Raw genomic sequence first — 8,076 nt, forward strand, 5'->3', positions numbered from 1 at the left:
GAGGCCGGGGGTGCGATGGGCCGTCCCGCCCGCATCCATGCGGCCCAGGAGGACGGTGCCGAAGACGGGGTGGGTCTGGCCGGTCGTCGCAGCAGCCACCCGCGCCCAGGCAAGATGGAAGAACGCCGCCGCGCTCACACCATGCCGACGCGTCTGCGCCCGCAACCGCTCCGCCACCTCCCCATCAAGCTCCAGCATGACCTCGCCAGCTCGGCTGCCATCGCCGTGGGTGTCCAAGACGCCATACGGTGCGGTCGGCTCCTCCACCTCACCGAGCACCCGCTCGAAATAGGCGCGGTGCTGCTCCTGCGAGACGGCCAGGCGTGAGTACGCGACGAAGTCACGGTACGGAGCAGGCTCAGCAAGCCGCCCCTCCTCATGCTCCAGATGCGCACGCACCTCATCGAGCAAGATCTCCAACGCCTGATGATCACGAGTCAGGTGATGGGTCCGCAACGCCATCAGCCAACGATCCCCGTCGGCGTCGCGGGTGTCCTGGGTGATCGTCACGTCGATCATCGGCGCCAGCCGGATGTCCATCGACGCCGGACACGCCTCCAGCAGCAGAGCCGTCGCGTCGCCGCCGCCAGTAGGTGCGAGTGTCACTTCGTGAACGGGAAGAGCCGCCTGCCGCTGAACGACCTGCAAGGGCTGGGAAAGGCTCTCCCACAGCACCGCCGTACGCAGAATGTCATGGCGGTCGACGACACGCTGCAACGCGGTGATGAACTCGTCCACGCGCTGCCGGGAATCGAACCCCAGCACCGTCGGCACGATATACACATCGCGGCCCTGCTCCGCATCCAGCAGGTGATGAAAGAAGATCCCCTCCTGCAACGGCGCCAGCGGATAGATGTCCGCAATGTTCGCCGCACCACCCGGAACCGCCTCGACGATCCGGTCGAGATCATCCGCAGTCAGCTCGGCAAGCGTCACCATCTCCGGCGCCAGAACCGTGGCATCACCCGGAATCCGATTCTCCGGCACCACGAACACCGGCCCCGCCCCGCCATCCGCGGCCAGACCAGCAGGCGTCGGCGTCTGGAACAACGCCCGCACCGACACCACCACACCACGCGAACGCAACCGCTCCACAAGCGTCACCGCCAGCAGCGAATGCCCACCGAGCTCGAAGAAATTGTCATCGATACCCACCCGGTCCAAGCCGAGCACCTCGGCAAACGCCTCACAGACCAGCCGCTCATCCTCGCCCCGCGGAGCACGGAAGGACACCTCCAGCACCGCCGTGCGGTCCGGGGCCGGCAGCGCGCGCCGGTTCAGCTTGCCGTTCGCGGTCAGCGGCAGCACGTCCAGTACGACGATCGCGGACGGGACCATGTACTCCGGCAGCACCGACGCAACGCCCGCCCGGAGCACAGCGGTGTCCACCGCCGCCGGATCCGCCGCCGTGTCGTCAGCCGTTCCCGCAGTGGGAACCACGTAGGCAGTCAGCCGCTTGTCCCCGGGAACGTCCTCGCGCACGACCGCGACGGCCTGGGCGACACCAGGCTGACCGAGCAGTGCCACCTCGATCTCACCGAGCTCGATGCGATAGCCACGGACCTTCACCTGCTCGTCCGTACGACCCAGATAGTCCAGCGTCCCGTCCGCACGCCAGCGCGCCAGGTCACCCGTGCGATACATCCGCTCGCCCACCGCACCGAACGGACAGGCCACGAAACGCTCCGCCGTCAGACCCGGACGCCCCAGATACCCCCGCGCCAGCCCGTTCCCGGCGATGTACAACTCACCGGGCACACCGACCGGCACCGGACGCAGCGCGGCATCCAGCACATATACGCGGGTGTTGAGAATCGGCCGGCCGATGGAGACAGGGGTGTCCGCGGTGACAGCCGAGGCCGTGGACCAGATGGTCGTCTCGGTCGGGCCGTAGAGGTTGGTGACGGAGACGGCCGTGTCGGTCAGAGTACGGGCGAGCTCGGCGGGGAGGGCCTCGCCCCCGACAAGGGCGCGTACGGACCTCAGGGCATCGTCGGCTGCCAGTGCCTGCCACAGGCTGGGCGTGGCCTGCATGACCGTGACGGACTCGCGTGCGACAAGGGACCGCAGGGCATCCGGGTCGCGTACCTCGTCACGGTCGGCGAGGACAACCGTGGCGCCGGACAGCAGCGGCTGGTACAGCTCAAGTCCGGCGATGTCGAAGCCGATCGTGGTGACGGCGAGCAGCCGGTCGTTCTCGTCGACCCCCAGGCGGTCGCTCATGGCCGCAAGGAAGTTGTTCAGTGCGGCATGTGGGACGACGACGCCCTTGGGACGGCCGGTGGATCCGGACGTGAAGATGACGTAGGCAGGGTTCTCCGGATGGTGACCGGGGCGCGCCGGGTTCGCCACCGGCTGCCGGCCCATGGGATCGGTCACGGCGGGGTCGTCCAGGTCGATCCGCCGGGCACCCGCCTCGGTGCCCAGTCCCGCGGCCATGGTGGTGCCCGTGGTGATCAGCACCGTCGGGCGTCCATCGGCCAGCGTCGCCGCCAGGCGTTCAGCCGGGTAGTCCGGGTCGAGCGGCAGGTAGGCGGCTCCCGTCTTGGTGACGGCCAGCAGCGAGATGACCAGCTCGGTGGAACGCGGCAGGCACACCGCGACCAGCTGCTCGGGCCCGACCCCGTCCGCCATCAGCAGGTGGGCCAGGCGGTTGGCCCGCGCGTTCAACTCCGCATACGTCAGCGCCTCCCGTTCCGTGCCACTGCCGAACACCACCGCGACGGCGTCGGGGGTCCGGGCGGCCTGCGCCTCGAAGAGGTCCGGCAGGGTCGCGGGACGCATCTCGCGCGTGGTGTCGTTCCAGGTGGTCAGCAGCTGTTCGTGCTGCCGGTCGTCGAGGACGCCGATCCGGTCGAGCCGGGTGTCCGGGCGTTCCTCCAGGGCACCGACCAGGTTCTCGATGGCGGTGTGCAGCAGCCCGCAGACGACATCGGAATCGATTGGGCGACCGGCCTGTACGGAGAGCCGGAACCCGACACCGGTGTCGTCGACCGACGCCATGAGCGGGTAGTTGGTGCGCTCATGGCCGTACAGGACCTCGATGCCGGCAAGACCGCTCCCGCCGTTGGCGGCACCGGGGCTGTGGCGGTAGTTGAGGAGCGAGGTGAACAGCGGACTCTGCGCCGGGAGGCTCGTGGCCTGCTGCGCCAGGGCGAGCGGTGCGTGCTCGTGCCGGAGCAGTTCGCCCAGCTGGGCCTGCACGACTCCCAGGCCCTGGCCCAACGCCTGGGTCGCGTCGATGCGGATCGGCAACGTGTTGATGTACAGACCCGGAGTACGGTCCGAAGCCTCCCCGGCCTCCATGCGGCCCAGGAGGACGGTGCCGAAGACGGGGTGGGTCTGGCCGGTCGTCGCGGCGGCCACCCGTGCCCAGGCAAGGTGGAAGAACGCCGCCGCGCTCACACCATGCCGACGCGTCTGCGCCCGCAACCGCTCAGCCACCTCCGCGGCAAGCTCCACCACAGTCTCACCGGTGCCACTGCCGTCACCGTGAGTGTCCAAGACGCCATACGGTGCGGTCGGCTCCTCCACCTCACCGAGCACCCGCTCGAAGTAGGCGCGGTGCTGCTCCGCCGAAACAGCCAGGCGCGAGTACGCGACGAAGTCACGGTACGGAGCCGGCTCAGCAAGCCGCCCCTCCTCATGCTCCAGATGCGCACGCACCTCATCGAGCAAGATCTCCAACGCCTGATGATCACGAGTCAGATGATGACTCCGCAACGCCATCAGCCAACGATCTCCGTCGGCGTCGCGAGTGATCGTCACATCAAGCATCGGCGCCTGCCGGATATCCATCGACGCCGGACACGCCTCCAACAGCAGAGCCGTCGCGTCATCACCAGGACTCCGGGTGAGAACGGCCTCCTCAACCCTCAACGGCGCACGCCGCTGGACGACCTGCAAGGGCTGGGAAAGGTTCTCCCACAGCACCGCCGTACGCAGAATGTCATGACGGTCCACCACGGACTGCAAAGCGGTGACGAACTCGTCCACGCGCTGCCGGGAATCGAACCCCAGCACCGTCGGCAGAATGTAGACGTCACGACCTTGCTCGGCGTCCAGCAGGTGGTGGAAGAAGATGCCTTCCTGCAACGGCGCCAGCGGGTAGATGTCCGCAATGTTCGCCGCACCGCCCGGAACCGCCTCGACGATCCGGTCGAGATCATCCGCAGTCAGCTCGGCAAGCGTCACCATCTCCGGCGCCAGAACCGTGGCATCACCCGGAATCCGATTCTCCGGCACCACGAACACCGGCCCCGCCCCGCCATCCGCAGCCAGACCAGCAGGCGTCGGCGTCTGGAACAACGCCCGCACCGACACCACCACACCACGCGAACGCAACCGCTCCACAAGCGTCACCGCCAGCAGCGAATGCCCACCGAGCTCGAAGAAGTTGTCATCGATACCGACCCGCTCAAGGCCGAGCGCCTCGGCGAACACTTCGCAGACCAGCCGCTCATCATCGGTCCGCGGGGCCCGGTAGGACACCTTCAGGGCGGTGGTGTGATCCGGAGTCGGCAGGGCACGCCTGTCCAGCTTGCCGTTCACCGTCAGCGGCAACGCATCCAGGACAACGATCGCCGAAGGAACCATGTATTCCGGCAGCACCGCCCCCACACCGGCCTTGACCTCCGCCGGATCCACCACAGCACCAGCACCACCCGGCACGAGGTACGCAGTCAGCCGCTTGTCACCGGGGACGTCCTCGCGGACGATCACCGCCGCCTGCGCCACGCCCTCCTGCTCCAGCAGCGCCGCCTCGATCTCACCCAGCTCGATCCGGTAGCCACGGACCTTCACCTGGTCATCGGTACGGCCCAGGTAATCCAGCGTCCCGTCCGCACGCCAGCGCGCCAGGTCACCCGTGCGATACATCCGCTCGCCCGCCGCACCGAACGGGCAAGCGACGAACCGCTCCGCCGTCAGACCTGGACGGTTCAGGTACCCCCGCGCCAGCTGGCCACCCGAGATGTACATCTCACCGGGCACCCCCACCGGGGCAGGCCGCAGCCCGGCGTCCAGCACGTATACGCGCAGGCCGGGAATGCCCTGGCCGATCCGGCTGCCCAGGGAGTCCTCGGCCACCGTCGCCTCGTCGAGCGGGAAGTGGCTGACGTGCACGGTCGTCTCGGTGATCCCGTACATATTGACGAGCGTCGGGGCGTCGTCCCGGTGACGGGCGTACCACTCCCGCAGGCGCCCGGTGTCGAGCGCCTCGCCGCCGAACACGACCGTGCGCAGGCAGAGCTGTGACCCGAGTTCCGGGTTCTGGGCCTCCGCCTGGGCCAGCTGGTAGAACGCGGACGGCGTCTGGTTGAGGACCGTCACGCCTTCACGCGTGAGCAGGCGCAGGAACTCCACCGGCGACCGGGAAACCTCGACGGGGACGACGACCAGGCGGCCGCCGTGCAACAGGGCTCCCCACAGTTCCCACACCGAGAAGTCGAAGGCGAAGGAGTGGAACCAGGTCCACACGTCGTCGGCGCCGAATTCGAACCACGGTCGCGTCTCGTCGAGCAGCCGCGCCACGTTCTGGTGAGGGATGACGACGCCCTTGGGGCGGCCGGTGGAGCCCGAGGTGTAGATGATGTACGCCGCGTTCGCGGGGGACAGTGCGCCGGGGACGTCGGCCGGCAGCACTACGTCGTCCCGGCCGCCCGACAGTTCCGCGCGGGTTTCCGGATCGTCCAGCACCACCTGGTGGACGGTGCCTTCGTGTGCCACCGCGCCCATCGAGACGGTGGAGGTGATCACCAGGGAAGGCGCGCAGTCCCCGAAGACGAAGCTGATGCGGTCCGACGGCGAGGCCGGGTCGATGGGGAGGTAGGTTCCGCCTGCCTTCACCACGGCCAGCAGGGTGACGACCAGGTCGAGGGAGCGTTCGAGGCAGACCGCGACGGAGCTCTCGGGCCGCACGCCGCGCCGGACCAGCAGGGCGGCCAGCGCGTCGGAGCGCCCGTCGAGTTGCTCGTACGTGAGCTGTTGGTCGCCACGGACCGCGGCGACCGCGTCCGGTGTCCGCCGCGCCTGGGCCTTGAAGAGTTCCGGCAGGGTCGTCGCCGGCCGCGTGCTGTGCGCGGACGTGTTCCACTCGTCCAGCAGGTGGCGGCGCTCGGCCTGGCTCGTCACCTCCACCTGGCCGATGCGCTGTTCCGGGTCCGAGATCACCGTGTCGAGGACCCGGACGAAGCGTTCGGCCATCGCCTCGACGGTCGCCTCGTCGAACAGGTCGGTGGCGAAGGTGATGCTGCCGGTCATGCCGGCGGGTCGGCCCCCGGCGCCGAACTGCTCGCTGAGCTGGACGTCGAGGTCGAACTTGGCGGGACGCTGATCCCCGCTCAGCGGTTCGACGGCCAGGCCGGGGAGTTCCAGCGCCGCGTCCTCGTTGTTCTGCAGGCTCAGCGTCACCTGGAACAGCGGGTGGCGCGCCATCGACCTGGTCGGCGCCAGGTCCTCCACCAACCGCTCGAACGGCAGGTCCTGGTGGGAGAACGCCTCCAGCGACGTCTCCCGGACCTGCCGCAGGAGGTCCCGGAAGGAGAGCGCGTCGGCCACCCGCGCACGGAGCACCAGCGTGTTGACGAACAGCCCGACCAGATCGTGCAGGGCCTCGTCCAGACGCCCCGCGACCGGCACGCCGATCGGGATGTCGTCCCCTGCCCCGAGCCGGGACAACAGGACGGCGAGGGCTGCCTGCGCCACCATGAACACGGTGGCGCCCTCGGCCTTGGCGGTCTGCGCCAGCCGCTCGTGGAGCTCGGCCGGGATGGTCAGCCCCACCACGCCGCCCACGTGCGTGGCCCGGGTGGGACGTGGCCGGTCCGCCGGGAGTTCGAGCTCGTGCGGCATACCGGAGAGCGCGCGACGCCAGTGGGCGAGCTGCTCGTGGAGGAGGCTCTCCGGGTCGTCGTCATCGCCCAGCAGGTCTCGCTGCCACAGGGTGTAGTCGGCGTACTGCACCTCGAGCGGTGTCCACTCCGGTACCTGTCCGCCGCAGCGCGCCGCGTAGGCGATCGATAGGTCGCGCGCCAACGGCCCCCTCGACCACCCGTCGCTCGCGATGTGGTGCACCACGACGATCAGCGCGTGATCGTCCGGCGCCACGGCGAAGAGCCGGGCGCGCAGCGGGATGTCGGACTGCAGGTCGAAGGTGTGCCTGGACGCCTCGGCCAGTGACGCCGGCAGGTCCGCAGGGGCCACCTCGGTCGTCGGCAGATCGATGCGTGCCAGGTCGGGGGCGAGGATCTTCTGGTACGGCTTCCCGTCCTTGGCCGGGAAAACGGTACGGAGGACCTCGTGGCGTTCCACCACGTCCTGCAGGGCCTGGCGCAGTGCCTCACGGTCGAGGGCACCCCGCAGCCGCAGGGGTAGCGAGATGTTGTAGGTGTCGCTCGGTCCTTCCAACTGCCCGAGGAACCACAGTCGCTGCTGGGCGTACGACAACGGGATCATCAGATCTCCTCCTGCCTGGAGCGACGACGCAGGGCAGGCCTGGTTCGCTTGGGACGGTTGAAATGGGACGAAAGGCCCGCGACTGTGGGGCTTTCGAAGATCGCCCGAAGGGGCAGTTCGACCTGCAGGGTCGAACGGATACGGCTGACGAGCCGGGTGGCGAGCAGGGAGTGTCCGCCGAGGTCGAAGAAGTTGTCGTCGATGCCGACCCGTTCCAGCCCGAGTACCTCGGCGAACGCCTCGCAGGCCAGCCGTTCCTCCTCGGTCCGTGGGGCCCGGTAGGACACTTCCAGGGCGGCGGTGTGGTCCGGGGCCGGCAGTGCGCGCCGGTCGAGCTTGCCGTTGACCGTCAGCGGCAGCGCGTCCAGTACGACGATCGCGGACGGAACCATGTAGTCCGGCAGCACTGATGCGACACCGGCCTTCACCTCGGACGTGTCCACCGCCGCGCCGTCCGTGGATACGAGGTAGGCGGTCAGCCGCTTGTCGCTGGGGATGTCCTCGCGGACGATGACCACGGCCTGCGCCACACCCTCCTGACCCAGCAGGGCCGCCTCGATCTCACCGAGTTCGATACGGAAGCCGCGGACCTTGACCTGGTCGTCGGTGCGGCCCAGGTAG

At 69.0% G+C, this 8,076-nt stretch carries 2 protein-coding genes; both read right to left on the bottom strand.

The window, feature by feature from the left end; genetic code table 11:
- The coding region (locus tag GA0115234_RS04440; RefSeq protein WP_141718390.1) for a non-ribosomal peptide synthetase at positions 1–7,455 on the bottom strand (7,455 nt) is incomplete at its 3' end.
- The coding region (locus GA0115234_RS04445) for a phosphopantetheine-binding protein (RefSeq protein WP_141718391.1) at positions 7,455–8,076 on the bottom strand (622 nt) is incomplete at its 5' end. The genes GA0115234_RS04445 and GA0115234_RS04440, both read right to left, overlap by 1 nt.

Source organism: Streptomyces sp. DvalAA-43, from assembly GCF_900091725.1.
GTDB lineage: Bacteria > Actinomycetota > Actinomycetes > Streptomycetales > Streptomycetaceae > Streptomyces > Streptomyces pulveraceus.